13 protein-coding genes and 1 pseudogene are annotated in these 23,171 nt (G+C 33.7%); 9 read left to right on the forward strand and 5 right to left on the reverse strand.

The features are described 5' to 3' along the window. The first annotated feature begins 332 nt into the window (after nucleotides 1-332). From HNP35_RS18945 to HNP35_RS18955, 3 genes are read left to right on the forward strand one after another with little or no spacing between them, the layout of a single operon-like run. Nucleotides 333-3,575 carry a SusC/RagA family TonB-linked outer membrane protein gene (locus HNP35_RS18945; protein WP_184165017.1) on the forward strand — a complete coding sequence of 1,081 codons (3,243 nt, stop codon included), beginning with the start codon at nucleotides 333-335 and terminating at the stop codon, nucleotides 3,573-3,575. A 17-nt stretch (nucleotides 3,576-3,592) separates the two neighbouring features. After that, nucleotides 3,593-5,395: a RagB/SusD family nutrient uptake outer membrane protein gene (locus tag HNP35_RS18950; RefSeq protein ID WP_184165014.1), complete on the forward strand. Its 1,803-nt coding sequence runs from the start codon at nucleotides 3,593-3,595 to the stop codon at nucleotides 5,393-5,395. 17 nt (nucleotides 5,396-5,412) lie between these two features. Continuing rightward, the gene (locus HNP35_RS18955; RefSeq protein WP_221433468.1) at nucleotides 5,413-6,987 is read left to right on the forward strand and encodes a DUF4957 domain-containing protein; all 1,575 of its coding nucleotides are present in this window, start codon (nucleotides 5,413-5,415) and stop codon (nucleotides 6,985-6,987) included. A gap of 124 nt (nucleotides 6,988-7,111) precedes the next feature. On the opposite strand, the gene HNP35_RS18960 is transcribed toward HNP35_RS18955, so the two are convergent. From HNP35_RS18960 to HNP35_RS18975, 4 genes are all read right to left on the reverse strand, one after another. After that, on the reverse strand, nucleotides 7,112-7,684 hold the full coding sequence (locus HNP35_RS18960; protein ID WP_184165012.1) for a pentapeptide repeat-containing protein: 573 nt from the start codon (nucleotides 7,682-7,684) through the stop codon (nucleotides 7,112-7,114). Between the two features lie 24 nt (nucleotides 7,685-7,708). Next, nucleotides 7,709-7,909 (reverse strand): hypothetical protein, encoded by a 201-nt coding sequence (locus tag HNP35_RS18965; protein WP_184165009.1) that lies wholly within the window; start codon nucleotides 7,907-7,909, stop codon nucleotides 7,709-7,711. A 70-nt stretch (nucleotides 7,910-7,979) separates the two neighbouring features. After that, nucleotides 7,980-8,900 (reverse strand): AraC family transcriptional regulator, encoded by a 921-nt coding sequence (locus tag HNP35_RS18970; protein WP_246453598.1) that lies wholly within the window; start codon nucleotides 8,898-8,900, stop codon nucleotides 7,980-7,982. A gap of 2 nt (nucleotides 8,901-8,902) precedes the next feature. Next, nucleotides 8,903-9,466 (reverse strand): DUF6642 family protein, encoded by a 564-nt coding sequence (locus HNP35_RS18975; RefSeq protein ID WP_184165006.1) that lies wholly within the window; start codon nucleotides 9,464-9,466, stop codon nucleotides 8,903-8,905. 181 nt (nucleotides 9,467-9,647) lie between these two features. Between HNP35_RS18975 and HNP35_RS18980 the strand changes: the two genes are divergently transcribed. Continuing rightward, on the forward strand, nucleotides 9,648-10,253 hold the full coding sequence (locus tag HNP35_RS18980) for a nucleosidase (protein ID WP_184165003.1): 606 nt from the start codon (nucleotides 9,648-9,650) through the stop codon (nucleotides 10,251-10,253). A gap of 628 nt (nucleotides 10,254-10,881) precedes the next feature. Here HNP35_RS18980 and HNP35_RS18985 read toward each other — a convergent pair. Then, a pseudogene (locus HNP35_RS18985) lies at nucleotides 10,882-11,436 on the reverse strand (REP-associated tyrosine transposase). Between the two features lie 359 nt (nucleotides 11,437-11,795). Between HNP35_RS18985 and HNP35_RS18990 the strand changes: the two are divergent. The 5 genes from HNP35_RS18990 to HNP35_RS19010 all read left to right on the forward strand — a co-directional run bounded on the left by HNP35_RS18990 (nucleotide 11,796) and on the right by HNP35_RS19010 (nucleotide 23,157). Continuing rightward, nucleotides 11,796-15,920 (forward strand): hybrid sensor histidine kinase/response regulator transcription factor, encoded by a 4,125-nt coding sequence (locus HNP35_RS18990; RefSeq protein WP_184165000.1) that lies wholly within the window; start codon nucleotides 11,796-11,798, stop codon nucleotides 15,918-15,920. Nucleotides 15,921-16,246: 326 nt separating this feature from the next. After that, nucleotides 16,247-19,273: a SusC/RagA family TonB-linked outer membrane protein gene (locus HNP35_RS18995; RefSeq protein ID WP_184164996.1), complete on the forward strand. Its 3,027-nt coding sequence runs from the start codon at nucleotides 16,247-16,249 to the stop codon at nucleotides 19,271-19,273. Between the two features lie 44 nt (nucleotides 19,274-19,317). Then, the gene (locus tag HNP35_RS19000; RefSeq protein ID WP_184164993.1) at nucleotides 19,318-20,907 is read left to right on the forward strand and encodes a RagB/SusD family nutrient uptake outer membrane protein; all 1,590 of its coding nucleotides are present in this window, start codon (nucleotides 19,318-19,320) and stop codon (nucleotides 20,905-20,907) included. A 90-nt stretch (nucleotides 20,908-20,997) separates the two neighbouring features. Then, nucleotides 20,998-22,089 (forward strand): endo-1,4-beta-xylanase, encoded by a 1,092-nt coding sequence (locus HNP35_RS19005; RefSeq protein WP_184164990.1) that lies wholly within the window; start codon nucleotides 20,998-21,000, stop codon nucleotides 22,087-22,089. Between the two features lie 168 nt (nucleotides 22,090-22,257). Then, the gene (locus HNP35_RS19010; protein WP_184164987.1) at nucleotides 22,258-23,157 is read left to right on the forward strand and encodes a PKD domain-containing protein; all 900 of its coding nucleotides are present in this window, start codon (nucleotides 22,258-22,260) and stop codon (nucleotides 23,155-23,157) included. The last annotated feature ends 14 nt before the right edge of the window (nucleotides 23,158-23,171 follow it).

Below are 23,171 nucleotides of genomic sequence, written 5' to 3' on the forward strand. Positions count from 1 at the left end.
TTTTATATTCATTAAAATTATATATCTCACATAAAAAATGAATATTTTTTTTGATATGTAATTTTTTTTATGACTTTTTTATGAAAAATTATTTTTCGTTTAAAAAAAATATCTATGTTTGTGTAATCGATTACAACATTATTTTTGATCTTCGAAATCGATTAAGTAATCAGAAATTAAACAGTGATTAAAATAAATCTGATTTGTTAAAAATTGTAAGATCTGATAATGAATGAAAGTACCTGTAATAATTATATAAATGAATTGAAAGTAACCACAAAAAACCACTTAAACCACGACTAAAAACAATTAATTAACTTAAACAATCAACCATGAACTTTAAAGAACTATTAAACAAAGGAGCAGCTTTTTGCTTTAAACTTGTTTTCTTACTGTGCTTATTGATCGGCAGTCAATTACATGCGCAGGGTACAACTATAGAGGGAACCGTAACAGATGCTGCGGGACTTTCTCTACCGGGTGTAAATGTCTTAGAGAAAGGAACTAAGAACGGAACTTCTACCGATTTTGACGGTCATTACAAAATTAAACTAACCAACCCAAAAGCGGTATTAAGCTTTTCTTTTATTGGATTTCAAACTATTGAGGTTTCTGCGGCTGGTAAAACAAAAGTAAACGCAACCCTAACTGAAGACGCAAATAACCTAAACGAAGTTGTAGTTATCGGATATGGAACATCTAAAAAATCTGATTTGACTGGTGCGGTATCTACTATTTCTGGTACAGATTTGAAAAAAGTTCCGGTAGCAAACGTTGCTGAAGCTTTAACTGGACGTATTGCGGGTGTGCAAGTTACATCGGCTGAAGGTTCTCCAGATGCAGATATTAGAATTAGAGTTCGTGGTGGTGGATCGCTTACTCAAGATGCTTCGCCTTTGATTATTGTGGATGGATTTCCAATTAACAGTATGAATGATATTTCTTCATCTGATATTGATTCGATGACTGTTTTAAAAGATGCTGCTTCGACTGCAATTTATGGTTCTCGTGGTGCAAATGGGGTAATTTTGATTACAACAAAAAAAGGAAAAGATGGTAAAATTGCTGTAAACTTTAATATGTTTTACGGTATGAAAACTATGGCGAAACAAATTGATGTTCTGTCGCCTGAAGATTATACAAAATGGCAATATGAATATGCATTGCTTTCGCAAACAGGAACAAAAGTGGCTTCAAATCCATCTTCATATACTAAGTATTTTGGTAATTGGCAAGATCAGGATATGTACAAAGGCTTAAAAGGGGATAACTGGCAAAAACAAATTTTTGGACGTACTGGTGAAGTGCAAAGTCGTGATTTAGGAATTAGAGGCGGAACGGATAAGCTTAATTACAACTTTAATTATGCTCACTACGATGAAAAGGCTATTATGATTGGTTCTAATTATAAAAGAAACAACTTGTCTTTGGCTTTAAAAAGTAAATTAAATGACAAGATTGATATTGGTTTTACAATGCGTTATTCAGATACAGAGATTGATGGTGGAGGTGTGAATGAGCAAAATGAAAAATCTTCAGCAGATTCCCGTATGCGTACCATTGTTGGATATGCGCCACTTCCAGTTGCTGGTTTGAGTTCTGATGATGTTTCTGGTGATGGTTCAGATGTATTGGTAAATCCGTTACGTTCAGTTTATGATAACGACCGCCAACAGTTTCGTAAAAACTTTAATATGTTAGGAAGTTTTGGATGGGAATTGGCAGAAAATTTAAAATTAAATGTTGACTTAGGACTTGATAATTTTAACAATTTAGATTATCGTTTTTATGGATTAACTACTTACTATATTGCTAATGCACCATTAGGACCTTTACAAGGAATGCCTGCGATGATTATGGGAGATAGCAAAGAAAGACGTTTCAGAAATGCTAATACTTTGAATTATGATTTCAAAAAAATAATGGGAGAAAATCACCATTTGACAGCACTTATTGGACAGGAAAGTATTAACTACAATAGCAATACTGTAACCACTACTATTCATGGATATCCTAAGTTTTTTGATTTTGATAAAGCAAAAACTTTAACAACACAAGGAACACCTCAATCAGTGGATAACTATTACAGTCCAGATGACAAACTATTATCATTCTTCGGACGTGCAAATTATGATTACAAAAATCGCTATATCTTATCGGCTACATTTCGTGCAGATGGATCTAGTAAATTTTTAGAGCAAAATCGTTGGGGATATTTCCCAGCTTTCGCAGCAGGATGGAAAATTTCTGAAGAGAATTTCTTGAAAAATCAAAATTGGATAAATCTTTTGAAATTAAGAGCTAGTTATGGAGAGGCAGGAAACAATAATATTCCTGTTGGACAGCAAGTTCAAATCTTCCAATCTACAGCAACAACTTGGATTAATGGAGTTACCAGTATTTGGGCGCCTTCTAAAACAATGCCTAATCCTGATTTGAAATGGGAAACAACTGTTACTCAGAATTTCGGTTTAGATTTCGGATTTTTCAAGAATCGTTTAAGTGGTAATTTTGATGTCTACAAAAATATCACAAGTGATTTATTAATCAATTTCCCAGTTCCAGGTTCTGGATATGATTTCCAATACCGTAATATGGGAGAAACACAAAACACAGGTTTTGAGGCTACTATTAATGTTGTAGCAATTGAAAAAGCGAAATACGGATTGAATTTTTCATTCAATATGGGAATAAACAAAAACCGTATCAACTCTTTAGGAGTTATGAATAATTTTGGAGCTGCAACAGGATGGGCTTCTTCACAAATTGGAGATGATTATCTAATTCAAGTTGGATCTTCATTAGGAACAATGTACGGTTATAAAAATGACGGAAGATATGAGGTTTCTGACTTTGATTATGTTGGAGGGAAATATGTTTTAAAAACAGGAGTTGTTGCTACAGCTACAACTTTGGTTGGAGACGGAAGTTCACTTAAACCAGGAGATATGAAATTGAAAGATGTGAATGGAGACGGTAAAGTAGATTTAAGTGATAAAACGGTTATCGGTAATGTTAATCCTAAAAGTTCAGGAGGTTTTGTTATCAACGGGAATGCTTATGGATTTGATTTAATGGCTGCTTTTAACTGGAGCATAGGTAATGATGTTTATAATGCTGATAAAATTGAGTTTTCTACAGCTAACGCTTCAGCACAGTATAAAAATTTAAATTCAACAATGGCTGACGGAAAAAGATGGACAAATTTAGATCCTGCTTCTGGTCAGTTAGTTACAGATCCTGATGCATTAGCAGCGCTTAACGCTAATACAACAATGTGGTCGCCATATATGAGAACTGCTATCTTTACAGATTGGGCAGTTGAAGACGCATCATTTTTAAGATTAAATACTTTGACATTAGGGTATACAGCACCTGAGATGTTTACATCTAAACTAGGAGTTTCTAAATTGAGATTCTATCTGACGGCAAGCAATGTTTTTGTTTGGACTAACTATTCGGGTTCTGATCCGGAAGTTTCAACTAGAAGAAAAAACCCACTTACACCAGGGGTTGATTCAAGTCCTTATCCAAGAAGCAGACAAATGGTTTTTGGGATGAATCTTAATTTCTAATTTTAATTACTACAAAAATGAAACATAAAATAATAATAGCGGGATTAATTATTTCGAGCTTATTTAGTTCTTGCCAGCAATTTGAAGATGACTATTTAGAATCGCCTGCACAATCAACTTTAGATGCTGCTTTGATTTTTTCAACACCTGGACTTGCAAAAGGAGCTATTGATGGAATAAAAGTGCCATTTGCAGAAACTAACTCTTATAGAGGAAGATTTTTACCATATTATGGACTAAATACAGATACAGAGTGGTATAATACTTCGCAAACAGCTGGAGATAAAGCCGATTTATGTGTGTATGATGCAAAGCCTGGAAATACGGAGATGAACACAACTAATAATGCTTATTCAATGATGTTTTCTGGAATTGAGCGTGCCAATGTTTGTATAAAAGGAATACGTCAATACGGAAATCCTACTCCAGGATCAGAAATGGGACAATTGTTAGGAGAAGCTTTAACGCTAAGAGCAATTTATTATGCTGATTTAATTAAAGCTTGGGGTGATGTACCAGCTCGTTTTGAGCCTATTACTAGTGAAACTTTATATTTGCCTAAAACAAGTAGAGACATTCTTTATAAACAATTAATTGCAGATTTAGGAGAAGCTTCAGAATTGGTTGCATGGCCAAATCAGACTTCTTATACAAATACTGTAGAGCACGTAAACAAAGCTTTTGTTAAAGCATTCAGAGCTCGTTTGGCTATGGTAGCAAGTGGTTATCAACAATATCCTGATGGAGTAAGAAGAAGTACAGATCCAGAACTTTCTGTTGCTAAAATGTATGCATTGGCTTTGTCAGAAACTCGTTCTGTAATTGCAAGTGGTTCTGCTCATTTAGAATCTACTTTTGAAGGATTATGGAGAAAATATAATGAAGAAAATACTACAGCAGGAGGAGAATCTCTTTGGGAACTTCCTTTCGCTGACGGACGTGGTAGAATGCTATTTACTTTCGCTGTAAAACACACAGCTGCTAGTGATCAATTTCAAGCTAACGGAGCTAACCGCGGTGGTGTAGCTGGTCCATTACCTACTGTTTTCTACGATTATGATCAAGTGGATACTCGAAGAGATGTTACTTGTGTTCCTTATAAATATGGTGCAGCAACTAATAACATTGCGAAACAAGAGTTAGGTACTTTAGATACTTGGTATTTCGGAAAATACCGTTATGAATGGATGAAACGTTATGTAACTTCTACTAATGATGATGGGGTTAATAAAATGTACATGCGTTATGCTGAGGTACTTCTTATTGCAGCTGAAGCAGCAAACGAATTGGAAGGCCCTGGTTCTGCAATGCCTTATTTGAAAGAAGTTCGTAGAAGATCATTCCCTTCAGCTTCTCAAGCAGTAAAAGTTGATGCATATGTAGATGCTCTAACTAGTAAAGAAGCAATGTTTAATGCTCTTGTTACTGAAAACAAATATGAGTTTACAGGAGAAATGGAGCGTAAACAAAACTTGATTCGTTGGAATTTATTAAAAGCAAAATTAGACGAAGCTAAAACAAAAATGGCTGCCTTATCTGCTCGTACAGGTGAGTATGCTGATGTACCAACAACTTTGTATTATAAATTTAAAGCAGATAACGTATCTATTGACATCTACGGATTAAATAGAGGAGAGAATGTAAATCCGGGTGCAACTTATACAGCAGTTACTTGGACGTGGACAGGAACTACTGCAGATGCAAAAGTAAACTCATTATACAAAACTGGTGTAAACCCAGATAATAGACAGTTCTGGCCAATTTGGCAAGTGTTTATTGACGGAAGTAATGGACAGTTGAAAAATGATTACGGTTTTTAATAAATTTATAAATTATTATGAAAGCAAAATATATATTTAAAGGATTAATAGTCGCATTTTTACTTGCTATTGCTGTTTCAAGCTGTGAAAGTTATAATGAAGGATTATTAGACGGTATAGGAAATACAAGAGAATTTTCACCAATTGACCTTAAAGCCACAATTAGAAACCAAACTACAGTTGAGTTAACTTGGAATGTAAAAAGTGGTGATAACGCAGATCATTATGTAGTAGAATTTAGCGCAGATGATCCTGAATTTAAAACAATTTACAAAACAGTAAATGTTACAGCGTCGCAACTTCCTGTGCAAGTTGCATTAGAAGGAGAAACGGTTTACTCTATTAGAGTAAAATCAGTTACTACAGGTTTAGAAGATTCTAAATGGTCGGTAACTACTGCAACAACATTATCAGAACAGCTTTTCTATGCGGTTCAGCCTGCTGATATTGATGCAAAACAAGTTACTTTAAGATGGGTTCCTAATAGTACTGTAACTCAAATTACAGTTATGCCAGGAAATATTTCTCACACTATTACTCCAGCAGAAAAAACGTCTGGTGTAGCTGTGATCACTGGACTTACAGGAGAAACTGCTTATACTGCAACATTATTAAATGGAGCTAAGAAAAGAGGAGTGGTAACTTTTACAACAGGAATTGATATCGGTACAGGTATTTTAGTAAAACCAGAAGATAATATCTTCCAAAAAATTACCGATGCACCTGCTGGATCTGTTTTAGTTTTCATGCCTGGTGATTACACGGCGCAAACAGGAACAATTGCTGTAAACAAAACGCTAACATTAAGAGGTTTGAGACCAGCTGATAAATCAAAACTAAAAGTTAATTTCACGCTTGGCAATAATCCTGCTAACGCAAGTGAAGTGGTTAATTTCTCTTTAATCGATTTAGATTTGAATGGAACTGGAACAACTGGTGGAGCAATCACAATTGGTACAGCATCACCAACACAATTAGGAGATGTTTTAATTAGTGGCTGTAATGTTCATGATTATCCTTCTCAATTAATGTACGGAAATGCATTAGCTAGATTAAAATCGTTTACTGTTGATAATAGTATCATTAAAAATGTAAACACTGCTGCTGGAGCTGATTTTATCGATTTCAGAACTACTTATGTGGCAAATGTGACCTTAACAAAAAGTACATTTGATAACTGTTCATCTCGTGATTTTATTCGTTTAGATGCTGCTGCTACATTATCTGGAACTGGTTTAACAAGTACTGTTTTAGTTGATATGTGTACAATTTATACGACTACTTTACCAGCAGCAAGTAGAATTTTATATGTACGTTTTGTTTCAAATACATTAACAGTGCGTAATTCGTTATTGGCAGTTGGATCGGCAGTATATACGAACACGACTGCAACAGCAGCTCCGACGTTCTTAAATAATAATAATTTCAATTCGACTGGTTTGCAAGCTACAGGAAGTAATAATAGACCTGATGCTACTGCAACTGTACTTGACCCTCAATTTACAAGTGCAGCAACTGGCAACTTTACAATTAAAAATCAAGCTTTAATTGATAGAAAAGTTGGAGATCCACGTTGGATTACTGGTAACTAGAATTCATGGTTAATAAATAGGAAAAGCGGGATACAATTAAGTTTGTATTCCGCTTTTTTTTAGTCGCAGTTTTCAGTTTCAGTTTTCAGTGCGTTGTGACTGAAAATTGTGACTGTGACTAAAATTATTCAATCGATAAATCGAATTTTTGTAATAAACCCGCAAGTGCTGTATGCGAAACCTTAGTTCCTTTAATCTTATTTTCAGATGGATCGAAGGCATAATTTCTGGATGTTCTGAAATCGGTTTTTTCTAAGATACTTTCCACGAAAGTGGCACTAGAAAGATCACAATTTTTAAAAACCGCAAGAGACAAATCTGTATTCGAAAAGTCTGTTTCTTTTAAAGAACAATCTGTAAAATTGGTTTTCTTTAGTTTTTTATAAATGAATGTCGAATAGTCCAAAAGACAATCATCAAAATTCATAGAAAATAAAAAGCTATTGCAAGCGCTAAAATCCAATCCCATCAATTTACAGCCAATGAATTTGATATTCTTTAAACCGGTATTTCGTAAAACAGCCAAAGAAAGATTACAGTTTTTAAAAGTGCAATCTAGAAAATCATTGTGGCTTAAATCGCTTTTAGAAAAATTGCAGTTTATGAATTCGCAGTTTACAAATTCGGTATTGGCTAAACTTTGTTCCGAATAATCAATTGTTTCAAAAGTTCGGTTTTGGTATAATTTGGATTCCATAAATGTTTAAAAAGGCGTGTAAGTTTATTCTAATTCGATGCAATCGAAAATGGCATTGTTTTGAAGTAATTCAGCAACATTTAATTCGCTGTCTACTCTTAAAATATTGTCGCAATCTTCAAGATCAAAATTCCACTGAGATTCTGGTAATAATAGATCTAGAAGTGCAGAAGCAGACTCAAATTTAGCCTGGCTATCAACGGAAGTTTTAAAAACATAAATCATAATTTGCATTTTTGAGGATACAAATTTCTGAAAAAAGCCAACTTATTTGTTAGGATTCTGTAATCAATGATTAGGACTTATCAATCAATTTTCGATATCTTATTGGAGAAATTCCTTCTGCTTTTTTGAAAAAACGGCTAAAGTAAGATTGATCTTCAAAGCCAACTTGAGTAGCAATTTCACCAACAGAAAGTGTAGTTTGAAAAAGTAAATATTTGGCTTCTAATAATATGCTGTCATCAATCCATTTTACAGCAGTTTTTCCCGTCACAGTCTTTACACATTTGTTTAAATGGTTGGGAGTAATATTTAATAGGGAAGAATAATAATTAACCTGATGCTGAGTTTTGATTTGATCGTGAATCAATTCTTTGAATTTTCCAGTTATTGCTTCTGCTGCCGAAATGCTTTTGGAGGTTTTTACAGCATTTTTATTCATTTCATAAAACAAAGTAATCAAGTAAGATTGTACAATATTCAAATCGGTAAAGGTGGTTTCAGAATATTCCTTTTTCAATCGTTCCAAAATATTCGTAATAGCGCCAATATCTTCTGGAGCCAGTTCGATTTTAGGATTTCCGGAAATCTTTAGAAAATCAAATTCATTAAGCAATTCACGGCTGCCGTATTTTCGAATTAAAACATCGGGATGAAACTGGCAGATATAGCCATTATGAATATTGTTAACATTATCAAGTGAGAAAATCTGACCAGCAGGAACCATAATCATTTGATTGTCGGTCGTAATATATTCCTGATCTCCCAATTTCATAACATGCTGCCCCGAAGAAATAAAAATTAAGGTATGGCAGGAATGTTTAGAAGGCGGAACAGGATGCTGCATATGCATAATCTCTTCGATTTCAAGACAGAAAAAATGATCCGAATTGGATTTGAAAAGCAAATGAATCGGATTGTCTTCTCCAAGAAATTTTTCTCGGAAACCCTTTGCTTCATACGTTTTTATTTTTTCAGCCGACTTTGATTTCATCTTTAATAATATAATCTAAAATCAAGCAATTTGCATAGATTGTAATGTTTGGTATAAAGATCTTCAACCACTTCAATCAGATTATCGTTATCTTGATAAAGACTGAAAAACGCCTTGTCAATTGTGCTGCAGCTGGCAATTTTATTATAAGTAGAACCGTAACCCGATATGGCTCTAGCGCCTGTTATGTCTAAAAAATATTGGGCTTCTTCTTCGTTTAAATCTAAAACTTTAAGATTCGCAAAATGAATGATCTTGCCTTTCATTTTGCCTTCAAACAACTCGGCAATTTCTTCAATACTGTAATAATAATCGTGAAGACAGATGTTGTTTTGCTGTCCTGGCATTGCTAGATAAATAATTTCGTAATCTTTAAAATTATGATCTTCGTAGAGCAGAATATTCAGACTTTCTTCTAAACCTTCAATAGTATCACAGGTTTTGTGAATGCTCGAAATGCCTTGGTCAATTGCCAATTCTTCCAAACATTTTACCACATTTGTTGGGTTGTGATCGTCTATATCTCGGACGCCTTCAAGGCAGAAAATAAATTTTTCATTATCCATGTAGTTTTTCTTTCTGGTTTTAAAGATTCGAATTTAATTTTGGCGATGTTAACAAAAGTATTTTTTCTGAATTAAAAAACACCATAGAAAGCAGACTTTAACGTGTTTTTTAGATTTTAAATTTAGGTTAGAGCTACGTAAATTTTTAAGCGTATTTTTGTAAACCGAAAATAAATTACGCATGATACAAATTAACCAAACAGCCTCTTTTGCTGTTGAAGATATATTATTCTGTTTTGCTCTCGAATCTGAAGCCGCAGAAGTTTTTAAAGGACACAATGTTTTATTTACCGGAATCGGAAAAGTAAATGCGGCTTACGAATTATCAAAAGCAATTTTAAATAAAAAACCAGCCGTGATTATAAATTTAGGATCGGCGGGAAGTAGCAGTTTTCAAAAAGGAGAAGTAATCTGCTGTACCAAATTTGTGCAAAGAGATATGGATGTTCGCGGTTTAGGTTTCGAACTATACGAAACGCCTTTATCTGGTCTTCCTCCAATTTTAGAATACGGTTTAAAAATGGACAACTTGCCAGAAGGCATTTGCGGAACAGGTGATAACTTCGAAATGGAGCACAAATCTGACCTTTACAATGTGGTAGATATGGAAGCTTACGCTTTAGCTATGATTGCCATGAAAGAAAATATTCCGTTTTTGAGTTTAAAATATATTTCAGACGGTGCCGACGATAATGCCGCCGAAGATTGGACGATTCAGGTTCATAAAGCGGCGATTGCTTATGGTAAAATCTTAGGTTTGATTGAAGAAGCTGAAGCCATTTCTTAATTGAAGTGGCTTTTTTTTTAAGAGTTTTATTCTTTAGATATTCTTTTTTAAATATCTACACATTCACTTGCATATTTATAAAATAAAAACACAAAAAAAAGAAGATATAAAAAAGTGAATATGAAAGACTTTTTTGCTATTTCAATATTAGTTTCTTTGAATATAAATTTACATATAAGTGACAGTAAAAATATTAGAAAAATAAATTCATAAATTAAAGCATTAACTGATTTTAAAAACTGTTCTTTAATTTCGTTGCACGGTATACGTGGTGATGTTTCAATCAAGAAATATTGAAAAAATACCCCTATGACTAATAGAATAAGAATTAAAAAGATTGATTTTTTTTTCATTATCGTGTTGGATTTTCTTTTGTATATCCACCTCCAGTTGGGAGCGGGGTTATTTACCAAGTGTACAGATTAAAAATCTGCATTATAGGTTTTATTTATGTTGTAATTTTTTTCAATTAAATAAAACGTCATAATAAAAAGTATTGCCCGATCGTTCAGATCTACTCTCAATCGTTAGCGCAGATTTGTAATCTGTGCCCTCAAAGATTGGACACAATGCAAATCAAAAATATTAAACAGTTGTCGATGTTTTCTAAAAAACTATTGATTTTTTTTTAAAACAAATCTAGCAAAACAACATCTAAATCATTTTCTAAACCAGAATAATTTCTTGCGGAACTAAAATAATAATCTTCAGCCGAACTAACAGTTTTATCTTTTACAGGATTATTATGAATGTAATCTATCTTTTGCTTGATAAATTTATTGCTGTAAATATGTTCTGCATGATAGCCATTTTGCCAAACCTTATAAGTCTGATTCTTTTTTAAATGTTCGCATGCTTTCTGGAAATATTCCAGCATCCATTCTCTTCTGCTTTCGGGTTCATCTATTATAGTCTGTATTATTTTTTTGGATGTAAATTTTTTAAAATCTCTAATAATATCAGATAAAACAAAACCATTTGTTCCTTTACAGAGCAAATGAATATGACTGCTCATAATACAATAGGCATAAATTTCTAGACCTTTATTTTCCTGACATTATTTTAGTGCATTTATTAGAACACTTTTCTGATTTAATCTTGTAAATATATCTATCCATCCTACAGCAGTTATAGTTATAAAATATGCTTCATCAGTTGTTGTTGCTTTGTATTTTGTTGACACGCTTTTTTTCTGTAAAAACAGAATAATATAAGAAAATATTTACTTTTTATTATTTTAATGGAATTATTTTGTGGGCACAGATTGCAAATCTGCGCTATCGTTGAGGGAAATTTTTACTTTTTATTTATAGGTTTTGAAGAAATCACTTTTTGGGCACGGATTGCAAATCCGCGCTATCGTTACGGAGAGATATTTACGTGATAAAGTAAAAATAGTCGTAATAAAGTACATCTACACCCCTTAAAAAGAAAAAACTTCCTCTTCTTTTTTTCGAATAAAGCCTATTTTGCACCGAAATCGATTGATTTTTTTCATAGGTTTATCACAATTAATTATTTGAGTTTTATTCCATTTCCTTTATGCAGTACGTTAGAAGCTACTTTTTAAGTTTTATCTTATTTCTTTTTCTTCCCTTAAATTCGAAGGCGCAGGAATCAGACTTGTATTTTGACCATATCAATTACGATACGAGTTTTTCTCAAAGTATGATTTCGAGTATTCATCAGACTCAAAAAGGATTTATTTGGATCGGGACTGCAAATGGTTTGATAAGCTATGATGGCTACAATTTTCTGAGATATGTTTACAATAAAGACATTCTCAACAGCATCAGCAACAATCATGTGAATGTGATTTTGGAAGATAAAGAAAGACAAATCTGGATTGGAACCAATAACGGATTGAATCTTTTTAATAAAAACGAAAGAACGTTTGTACGCGTTGACGTTCAGAAAATAAAAGGTGGGAGAAACTATATTTCATCCATAATTCAAGACGATCAAAACAGAATCTGGATTGGAACTTTTGGCGGAATTAAAAAACTAAACAAACAGAAATTTTTGTTAGAAGAAATCTCCAACGACCACAATTCTCCTTTCAGAAAAAGCAGGGTTTTATCTTTGTTTCATGATAAAAATTATGGCGTTTTGGTCGGAACTTCTAAAGGTTTAGAATGTTTTGATCCTAAAAATGGTTCTAAAAAAGCATTGCCAAAAGCATTAACTGAAAACGAAGCTTTACTTAAATCTAAAATATGGAAAGTTGTCAAAGAAAAAAATGGCGATTTATGGTTTGCAACCGAAGCCAATGGTGTTTTTCGTTTTGATGTTGACAAAAACACAGTTACCAATTTTATTCTCAATGCTGGAAATCGAAAAAGTTTGTCTTCAAATTGGGTAAACGATATTGTTACAGTTGATGCGAACACGATTTGGTTTGCTACAAAAAATGGTTTGTGTGTTTATAAAAAAGACAGAAACGAATTTACCAAATACGGACATAATCCGCTGCAGAATTATAGCCTTTCAGACGATGATGTAAAATGCTTTTTAAAAGATCGTCATAACGATATTTGGATCGGAACAAATGGAGGCGGAGTCAACTTTTTTCAAAAAACAAACACCAATTTTAGCAATGTTCGAGAAGTTGTAAAACCCAATTTCGGATTAAACAATGCAACCGTAAATGCAGTTTCGAGAGAAAATGACGGCTCAATTTGGGTGGGAACTAACGGCGGAGGTTTGAATTATTTGGATTTTAAAAATAACAAAAGCGCTTCATATTTTGTTGAAGGTTACGATTCTGATAAAAGCGTAAATATGATAACGGCTTTGGTGAATCAGAATGAGCAAAATTTGTTTTGTGGAACTTTTAACGGATTGTTCAAATTCAATAAAAGCAGTAAATCGTTTCAATTTATCTCGCTTTCGCGAAAGGATTCCAAAGAAAGAGAACGCCCAATTACATCTTTATTAATGGATAATGAAGATTTATGGGTTGGAACAAACGGCAACGGACTAAAAAAAGTCATGCCAGACGGAACGGTAGAAATTTACATGGCAGATGGTTCCTCTAACTCGCTTAGCGATAATTTTATTACCGATATCGTCAACAGAAAAGATGGACTTTGGATTGCGACACAGTACGGTCTGAATTATTTTGACAAAAAATTAAAGCAAGTTACGAGAGTTTTTAAAGCGGGTCCAAAAAGTGGTTTGTCCAACAATAGTTTAACGGTCATGTTTACCGATTCTAAAAATAGATTCTGGATTGGAGCAGAAAGTGGAGGTGTCAATATTTTTGATGAAAAGAAAGGACGTTTCTTTGAAATTAACCGAACAATGGGTTTTACAGACGAAACCATCAAAAGTATTTCTGAAGATGCACAAGGAAATATCTGGATTAGCGACAATAATTTGCTTTATAAAATTAAAACCAAAAATCTAAAACCAGTTTTTAATATTAAGGATTTTGAAATCACTTCTTTTTCTTCAAAAGACGGCTTGAAAGTCAAACAATTCTCTAATAATTGCAGTGCTAATCTCAATGCAAAAGAACTTGTTTTTGGCTGTTCAAATGGTTTGATTGTTTTTAATGCTTCAAAACTGATTAAAACAGAAGACAAATCGCCAATTGTTTTAACAAAATTGATTGTTAACAACGAGGAAATTAGACCAGGAAATAAAGAAGTTTCTTTAGAAAAAAGAATTAGTGAAACGACTGAAATCACTTTAAAACACGATCAAGGATATATTGGTTTAGAATTTAGCGCGATGAATTTTATTTCGCCAGAAAAAAATGAATATGCGTACAAACTAGAAAGTTCATTTAATAAAGACGAATGGCATGTTATTGGTTCGCAGCATTATATCAACTTGACGAATTTGAATTCTGGGACTTATATTCTAAAAATAAAAACTTCAAATGGAGGAGGAGAATGGAATCCGACCATTAAAACCTTAAAAATTATTATGCTACCGCCTTGGTGGAAAACATGGTGGGCTTATCTGTTTTATATCGCTTTATTGGTGGGAACTTCGGTTTTATTATTCCGATTTTTTAGAAACCGAGAATTATTAAAACAAGCCTATTATTTGGAGCAAGTTGAAAAAGAAAGACAGGAAGAATTGTATAAAATGAAGCTGGATTTCTTTACCAATGTGTCACACGAAATCAGAACGCCATTGACTTTAATTAGCGGACCGGTTGAAGAATTATTGAGCAGTGCCGAAAAGAATTCGAACCTCGAACACAAACTAAAAACCATAAAAAGCAATTCTGACCGATTGTTGAAATTGGTTAACGAATTAATGGATTTCAGAAAAGCCGAAAAAGGAAGCATGAAAATCTATTGTGAACAACAGGATATTGTTTCTTTCTGTTTTGATATTTACGAATCGTTTCGAGGAATTGCAGTTGAGAAGAAAATCGATTATAAATTTGTTCTGAATATCAATACCGCTTTGATTTATTTCGATAAAAATCAGATGGAAAAAGTGATTTACAATCTGCTTTCCAATGCTTTTAAATTTACAAGCAAAGGCGGTAAAATCACTTTGGCAGTCGAACAAAAAGACAATTCAGATTGTATCGAAATTAAAGTGAAAGACAATGGAATTGGAATTCCAGATAATAGAAAAAAGAAAATTTTCAAGAACTTTTTCCAGCTTGACGATCGCGGAAGCGCCAATTTAGGAAGCGGAATTGGTTTGGCTTTGAGTAAAAGTATTGTAGAATTGCATCACGGAGAAATTAAAGTGCAGACCGAAGAAGATCCGAATTTCAATACCATTTTTACCATCAAATTGAAGAAAGGAAAAGAGCATTTTAAAAAATCTCAAATTGTTGAAAATGCGATTTCTGTTAATGAAAATGCCAATCCGATTTCTGATGTAAAAACAGAAATTGATATTTATGAACCAGAATATGTAGAAGATCACGGCGATAAAAAGACTATTTTGGTTATCGATGATAATGAAGAAGTGTTGTCTTTTGTTTTTGATGTGCTTCATGCAGATTATCGAGTTTTGAAATTTACCGATGGCCTAAATGCTTTGGAATATATGGACACTGAAATTCCAGATTTGATTGTCAGCGATGTTATGATGCCAGAAATGGATGGTTTTGAATTGTGCAAAATTTTGAAGACGAGTTTAAATACCAATCATATTCCGGTTATTTTACTAACGGCAAAATCTTCGACTTTAAATAGAATTGAAGGACTTTCGACAGGAGCAGATTCTTATATTTCGAAACCTTTTAGCATTGAAGAATTAAAACTGACAATTGCCAATCTATTATCGGCTAAAGAAATAATGCGTCAGAAATATGGCGAAGGTTTTATTGCGGCCGTAGAAGAAGAAAACGTAAACACGCCAGAAGGTATATTCCTGAAAAAACTAACACATATTATTGAGGGCAATCTTGATAATGCAGATTTTGATGTAAATGATCTGGTAAACGAAATCGGAATGAGCCGAACGGTGCTTTATAAAAAAGTTCAGAGTATGACCAATCATTCCGTTGCTGGTTTAATTAAAAATATGCGATTGAAGAAAGCGGCTAGTCTTTTAGCCAATACTAGTTTTTCTGTCGCCGAAGTAACTTATATGGTCGGATTTAATGATCGAAAACATTTTAGCAAAGAGTTTAAGAAATTCTACAATCTTTCTCCAAGCGATTATAAAAGTTCTCAGGTGAATTAACTTTTAGATTATTTAACCACAAAGAGCGCAAAGATTTTTCGCAAAGTCCGCAAGGTTGATTGAAAACTTTGCGGACTTTGCGCTTCTTCCCTTGTGTGCTTTGCGTTTAAATTCATCTTATAATATCAAAATTAACTGTCTTCTCAAAAATTAAGTTTTTTATTACGAATACCGTTTTTTAAAGCTTTAAATAATGCAAATTTCTCAAATAAAGACATTGACACCCCTAAATACGAATAACACCCTCCCTTGCAGAAGCCTTTATTTAAGCACTTTTGCAATGTAATCACACGAATTATTAATTAACTAACCAAACCAAAATTACAATGAAAAACAACAAACCCGAAAAGATGCTTTTTCTTGGTGGAAATTATCTAAAACTAGTTTTGATGCTTTTGATGTGCATATTGTCCACGAATATGCAAGCGCAGGAAAATACAGTTACTGGAAAAGTAGTAGATAATAAAGGTCTTCCTTTGCCAGGTGTAAATGTCCACGTAAAAGGAAGCACAAAAGGAACCCAAACCGATTTTGACGGTAACTTCAGTATCAATACAGCTCCAAAAAGCATTTTAGTTTTTTCTTTTATCGGAATGGATGAAACTTCCGTTGATGTCGAAAACAAGAAAAACTTAAAAGTAGTTTTAAAAGAAAGTTCTCAAGCACTCGATGAGATCATAGTAGTAGGTTACGGCACGAAAAAGAAAAGTGATGTAATCAGTTCGGTTGCTTCGGTTAAACCAGGCGATTTGACAAAAGTTGCAACTTCTGATGTTGGAGAAATGCTTAGAGGTAAAGCTGCCGGAGTTCAAGTAAGTTTAAATGATGGTGGACCGGGAAGTTCGTCTTCAATCCAAATTAGAGGAAAAAAATCGATTAACGGAAGTAACGAACCAATCGTAATTGCCGATGGTATTGTAATCGGAAATATTAATGATATTAATGCGAACGATATTGCTTCTTTGGAAATTCTTAAAGATGCTGCGGCACAATCTGTATACGGTGCAAGAGCTTCTAACGGAGTTATCTTGATTACAACGAAAAGAGGAAAAACAGGAAAAGCAAAAATCTCTTATAATGGTTTTTCTGGAGTTCAAACGGTAAACAGAAACTTTGATGTTTATAGCGGAGAAGAATTTGCTCAACTAAAAAGAGAAGCGTACAGAACGAGTAACAATGGAGTTTACAGACCAGACAATCAAGTTTTCACTCCACTAGAATTGCAATCTATTCAATCTGGAAAATATATTGATTGGGAAAAATTGGTTTTAAGAACTGGTGTAACAAATAACCACAGTTTAAGTGTTTCTTCTGGAACTGATAAAATGAGCATATTTTCAAGTATCAACTATATCAATACATCTGGAGTAGTTCCAAATTCAGATTATGATAAAGTTGCGATGAGAGTAAATGTGGACCAAAGAGTTACAGATTGGTTGAAAATCGGAATGAATGTTTCGCTTCAGTATTCAGAATCAAATCGTCCAAACGTTGGTAACATTTTAAACAATGCTATTAATACATCGCCATTAGGACAGGTTTACAATGAAGATGGTTCTTTCCGTTATCTTCCAGGAGGAATTCAGGAAACACCAAATCCGCTTATTGATGTTTACGAAACAACTACAAACGAGTTGAATCGTAACGATATCATGAACATATTTCTAGATATGAATCTTGCAAAAGGTTTTACTTATAAATTGAATGCCAGCCGCAGATCTTGGAATTACAAAGCGAGGTCTTTTAATTCTTCAAAATCTCTTTCTGGAATTGCCAATTCAGGACAAGGAAGCGGTTATATCCGTTTTCAAGATAACGTAGAATATCAATTGAGTAATATTTTGCATTATAATTTAAATGTTGCCGAAAAAAATCATTTTAACCTAACTGGAGTTTATGAGATTACTTCTTCTGAATATAATGACTTCAGAAACTCGGCAAGTAGAATTCCGAGTGATATTTTAGGAATTTATGGTTTAGAAAGTGCTTTCTTAAACACCCCTGAAATTGGAGGAAATGAGAGATCGTTAGTTTCTTTCGCAGGAAAATTAGAATATGATTTTGACAACAAATATTACTTTACTGTTTCAGGAAGAGCTGATGGTTCTTCTGTATTCGGAACCAATAACAAATGGGGATTCTTTCCAGCGGTTAACGCGGCATGGAATGTTTCTAACGAAGAATTCATGAAAGAATACGTTCCTGTTTTGAGCAATTTAAAACTAAGAGCGAGTTATGGTAAAGTGGGTAATCAGCCTCAAAACCCATATCAAAGTATGGCAACCGCTACGCAAAGAGATTATATTATCAATGGTGTAAAAGTTTCTGGATATGTGCCAGGTACACAATTATCAAATCCAGATTTAAAATGGGAAACTTCAACGCAATTAAACCTTGCAGCAGATTTCGGTTTGTTTAAAAATAGATTAACAGGAACGGTTGAGGTTTATAATACAGATACTTCAGATTTATTGATTTATGAAACTTTGAATGCCAATACAGGATACACTTTGAAACTTTCAAATATTGGTAAAGTAAATAACAAAGGTTTGGAGGTTACTTTGAATGGTGATTTAATTAAAAAGAAAGATTTTAGATTGAATCTTGGTGCCACTTTCACTAAAAACAAAAATAGTATTGTTAGTATTTACGGAAAAGATGCAGATGGAGATGGAAGAGAAGATGATGCTGTTGGAAATTTATGGTTCATCGGAAAACCAATTGATGTTTACTACCGCTATAAAGCTGTTGGAATTTATCAGGAAGGAGAAAATATTCCGCTTGTAACAGGAACTACTTTATATCCTGGAGATATAAAATTATGGGATGCAGATCCGTCAAATGGTGCAAATCCAAATCCAGATCAGGATAGAGTTATTACATCTAAAATGCCAGATTGGTTCGGAACGTTCTCTTTGGCTTTAGAATACAAACAATTTGATTTCTCAGCAGATATTTATACAGTTCAAGGCATTACAAGAGATAATCCATTTTTATACGATTACGTTCGTGGAGGATCTTTGAGAGGTGTTAAAAACGGTATCAAACAAAACTATTGGACACCAGAAAATCCAGGAGGAAATTGGCCAAGACCGAGAGATGGAAATGATCCGCCGTACATCAATACTTTAGGGCTTCAAGATGCGTCTTACATTCGTTTACAAAACGTTTCGGTTGGATTTAAATTCCCAGAAAGCACGCTTAAATCTTTAGGATTGACCAATATGAGACTTTATGTTACAGGAAGCAATTTAGTTACGCTTACGGATTATCAATCGTACAGTCCAGAAAAAGAAATTTACGATTATCCAGAACCTGTTACTTGTGTTATTGGCTTACAGGTAGGTTTTTAATAACACAGTTTAAGACATTCAATAAAATAAAAAATAACAAGATCATGAAAAATATAAATTTTCTATTTCTTTTGGTTTTCGGACTTTCTTTAGGACTTACTTCTTGCGAAGATTTTCTGGAAGAAACAGTAAAAGATCAAGTATCAGTAGATTATATCTACAATTCTCCAGCTGGTTTAGAAGTTGGAGTTAATGCACTTTACAATCAGATGCGTTATTATAATTTGCCATCTGGAGATAACAACGATTTATGGGCCAACGTATTCTTTATGGTAGCAACAGATTTAGGTTTGCACAGAACTTGGAATACGCCATACGGAACGGGACACAATCCGCAATCTTTTACAGGTTCAAAATGGATTCAAGGCTATAAAATTATCGATAGATGTTCGGCAATTATTACTGCTGCAAGATCAATACAAATGGACGAAGCTGCTAAAAAAAGATTGGTTGCACAGGCTCGTGTAATTAGAGGTGAATTGTATTTGGATTTAAAACAAATGTATGGAGGAATTCTAATTGATACGATTCCGACTACGCCACAAAACATCAATGATCCAGTAGAATATAAAGTAGCGAGTGACGCCGATGTTTACAAATTGATTGATGGAGATTTGGATTACGCAATTGCAAATCTTCCATTTAAAGTAGATCCAGGACGTTATGGACAAGGCGTTGCAAGACACATTCGCGGAAAAAGCGCTTTATGGCAACAAGATTGGGCAGGCGCAGCAGCTCAATTTGATGCAATTATTAATGACGGAACTCACGGTTTAGTAAATCTTATTGATGTTTGGGGACAAAACGGAAATCATAAAGAATCACTTTTTACGTATCAAAAAGATTTCTTGTTAGGACCAAGTGATGATTTAGCTGGCGGCGGCGGTTCTTGGTTAAGCAGTGTTTTTACACATAGAACTTATGAATTAAACGCAAGTGAATTGGTTCAGGATGTAGCTTACGGTGGTCAAGCATTAGGATGGTTTTATCCAAATAATTACTTGAAATCGCTTTACGATCAGACGAACGATTTAAGATTCAAAACCTATTATTATTCAGATAATTATCAAGATTATAAAATCAATGTAGCAGGACATCCAAGATTTGGACAAGCAATTACAAATCCAGCCATTGCAGCTCCAAACGGAAATTACAGAGCTTGGCACTGGAGTTTGAAAAAATATCATGACACCGAAAAATTGCCAATGACATCTAACAGTTATAAAGATTATATGTACTACAGATTGGCTGAAACTTATCTATTGGCATCTGAAGCGTACCATAATTTAGGAAATGATACAAAAGCATTGGCCTATTTAAACAAAGTAAGAAGAAGAGGTTATACAGGAAATCCTGAAAGTACGGTAACAACTTACGATTTGACAGCTTGGACTTTAAATAATTATTTAGACGAATCAGCAAGAGAATTAGCTTTTGAAAACAACAGATGGTTTTTATTGAAAAGATTAGGTCTTTTGGTAGAAAGACAGAATTTGTATTTCCGTTCAAGCCCATCGGGAACTATTTCTGGTGAAGTACAGTTAAAAATGACGCCTGTAATGGTAAACATGCCAATTCCACAATCGCAAATCGATTTGATGGGAAAACCTGCAGGATTTAATGTTGGTTATTAATTAGTTTTTTTAGAATAAGTTTTTTGTTAGTAACACTGATCTGGAAATCAATTTTGGTTTTGATTTCCAGATCTATTAAAAAATAACACGATGATAAAACAATATATTTTAGGAGCATTAACCGCTTTGATGTTTGCTTCTTGCAGCAACGATGAAAAAGTAGTTTTTATTAATGCAGAAGAAGGCGATACTGGAAATCCGAATCCGATTACGCAGACTTTAAAAGAAAAAGCAAAATTTAAAATTGGTGCTGCTGTAAAAATGAAAGATTTGCAAAATGAAGCCAATTTTAAAAATGCAGTTTTGAAACATTACAGTCAGATAACAGCCGAATATGAAATGAAAATGGCTAGTATTTGGTCTTCTGCAACGACTTACAATTATACTGCTGCCGATTATTTAGTAGGTTTTGCGCAGGATAATAAATTAGAAGTTCACGGACATACTTTGGTTTGGTACGATTCTTTTCCAGAATGGTTTAAAAATGCCAAATACGATTCTATCGCATTCGAATCGAAAGTCAAAGTTTACATTACAGATGTGGTAGGACGTTACAAAGGCAAAGTAAAAAGCTGGGATGTTGTCAACGAAGTTTTTGCCGATGGGGGAGCGATGAGAAATGAAACGGTAATAAATTCTTTGTTTAAAGATCCAATCGGGTTTTATGGAAGATGTTTCCGTTATGCAAAAGCAGCCGATCCAGATGCTAAATTATTTTACAATGATTATAGTGTTGTAATAGACGCAGGAAAAAGAGCTGCAATCAAAAAAATGGTAACCAGATTTAAAGCCAATGGAGTGCCAATTGATGGTTTAGGAGATCAGTTTCATTATGCAACAGATACGAACAGACAAACCATGAAAACGGGTTTTACCGATATGGCTTCTACCGGATTGCTAATTCATATTTCAGAATTAGATATTAAAGTAAATACAGCAAAATCAGATTCATATGTATTCAATGATGCCGAAGCCCAAAAGCAATCTGAAACGTACAAATACATTACAAGCATGTATGAAGAATTGCCTCAGACTCAAAAATTTGCGATTTCAACTTGGGGAGTAACCGATAAGTATACTTGGCTAACAAGTTTCTGGCATTCAAAAGAATATCCTTTACTATTAGATGCTGATTATAACAAAAAACCAGCTTATCAAGGATTTTTAGATGGATTGAAGTAAGAGAGGTGTAGAAGAAAGAGGCAAGAAGAAAGATTTTATTAGATGTCTTTTCTCTTTATTCATTCCTTTAAAAGAAGCAAGAAATAAGAAACAAGATAAGAAGTCTTTCCTCTTGCTTCTTGCATCTATTACTCTCTCCAAAAAAATTAACCAAAAACATTAGAAATCATGACCATAAAACTAAATTATATATCAAAATTAAAATATTTACTTTTTGTGCTTTTTGCTGTTTTGTTTTCCTGCGAAGACGATGTGCGCGAAGTTTATCTTTATAAAAAAGGAACCATAGAAGCATCTTCGACAAACACAACTATTAAAGGCGGAGAAACCGTAACTTTTACAGATTCTTCAACAAAAGTGCGTGCCATAAAATGGACCTTTCAAGGGGGATCTCCAGGAGCTTCTATCGAGCCAGTAGTTGAGGTAAAATATACAAAAGCGGGAACTTTTACAGCAACTCTCGAAATTACACATGTTGATAATACAGTACAAAAGAAAACTTTTACTGTTGAGGTTGAAGCACCGCCAACGCCACCACTTGTTATTCCGGCAGATGCACTGAAAATTTACTCTGAAAATCCTGATTTTACAAAAACAGCTCCTGTTTTAAACTGGGTTTCAAGTAATCAATTTGTAATAAAAGAAGTGGCAACTGAGGGATATGAAAATGCTTATAGAAATTTCTCTCTTCCAGCCACACCGCCTGCAACTGAAGCAAAATGGGCAATGGCGATTCTGCAGTTTGTTAATTTCACAGATATTTCATCTTACACTTATATCAATATGGCGGTAAGAACTACAAGTACCGGAAAAATCAGATTTAGAATGAAAGACGCAACCAATACAGGTTATGTAGAATTTGATGCCACAAGTAATCTTTACGGATTAAAAAGAGACGGAAGCTGGAACATGGTTAAAATTCCGATTGCAGATTATAAAAAACAAAATCCTGCATTAGACTTAACCAAAATCAAAGATATTCTGGTTCTAAGAAGTGTTGATCCAGAAGATGTAAGAGCTTTAAACAACTATAGTTTCGATTTTGATCATATCTATTTATCAAAATAATTTTTCCCTTTTTA

Origin of the sequence: Flavobacterium notoginsengisoli, from assembly GCF_014207905.1 — a bacterium.
Classification (GTDB): Bacteria; Bacteroidota; Bacteroidia; order Flavobacteriales; family Flavobacteriaceae; genus Flavobacterium; species Flavobacterium notoginsengisoli_A.

What these genes read in the sequence shown, in the direction of transcription:
- HNP35_RS19000 (WP_184164993.1), top strand. Translation starts at nt 19,318, where the DNA reads ATGAAAAATATAAATTTTCTATTTCTTTTGGTTTTCGGACTTTCTTTA.
- HNP35_RS18960 (WP_184165012.1), bottom strand. Translation starts at nt 7,684, where the DNA reads ATGGAATCCAAATTATACCAAAACCGAACTTTTGAAACAATTGATTAT.
- HNP35_RS18965 (WP_184165009.1), bottom strand. Translation starts at nt 7,909, where the DNA reads ATGATTTATGTTTTTAAAACTTCCGTTGATAGCCAGGCTAAATTTGAG.
- HNP35_RS18975 (WP_184165006.1), bottom strand. Translation starts at nt 9,466, where the DNA reads ATGGATAATGAAAAATTTATTTTCTGCCTTGAAGGCGTCCGAGATATA.
- HNP35_RS18955 (WP_221433468.1), top strand. Translation starts at nt 5,413, where the DNA reads ATGAAAGCAAAATATATATTTAAAGGATTAATAGTCGCATTTTTACTT.
- HNP35_RS18945 (WP_184165017.1), top strand. Translation starts at nt 333, where the DNA reads ATGAACTTTAAAGAACTATTAAACAAAGGAGCAGCTTTTTGCTTTAAA.
- HNP35_RS19005 (WP_184164990.1), top strand. Translation starts at nt 20,998, where the DNA reads ATGATAAAACAATATATTTTAGGAGCATTAACCGCTTTGATGTTTGCT.
- HNP35_RS18980 (WP_184165003.1), top strand. Translation starts at nt 9,648, where the DNA reads ATGATACAAATTAACCAAACAGCCTCTTTTGCTGTTGAAGATATATTA.
- HNP35_RS18970 (WP_246453598.1), bottom strand. Translation starts at nt 8,900, where the DNA reads ATGAAATCAAAGTCGGCTGAAAAAATAAAAACGTATGAAGCAAAGGGT.
- HNP35_RS18995 (WP_184164996.1), top strand. Translation starts at nt 16,247, where the DNA reads ATGAAAAACAACAAACCCGAAAAGATGCTTTTTCTTGGTGGAAATTAT.
- HNP35_RS19010 (WP_184164987.1), top strand. Translation starts at nt 22,258, where the DNA reads ATGACCATAAAACTAAATTATATATCAAAATTAAAATATTTACTTTTT.
- HNP35_RS18950 (WP_184165014.1), top strand. Translation starts at nt 3,593, where the DNA reads ATGAAACATAAAATAATAATAGCGGGATTAATTATTTCGAGCTTATTT.
- HNP35_RS18990 (WP_184165000.1), top strand. Translation starts at nt 11,796, where the DNA reads ATGCAGTACGTTAGAAGCTACTTTTTAAGTTTTATCTTATTTCTTTTT.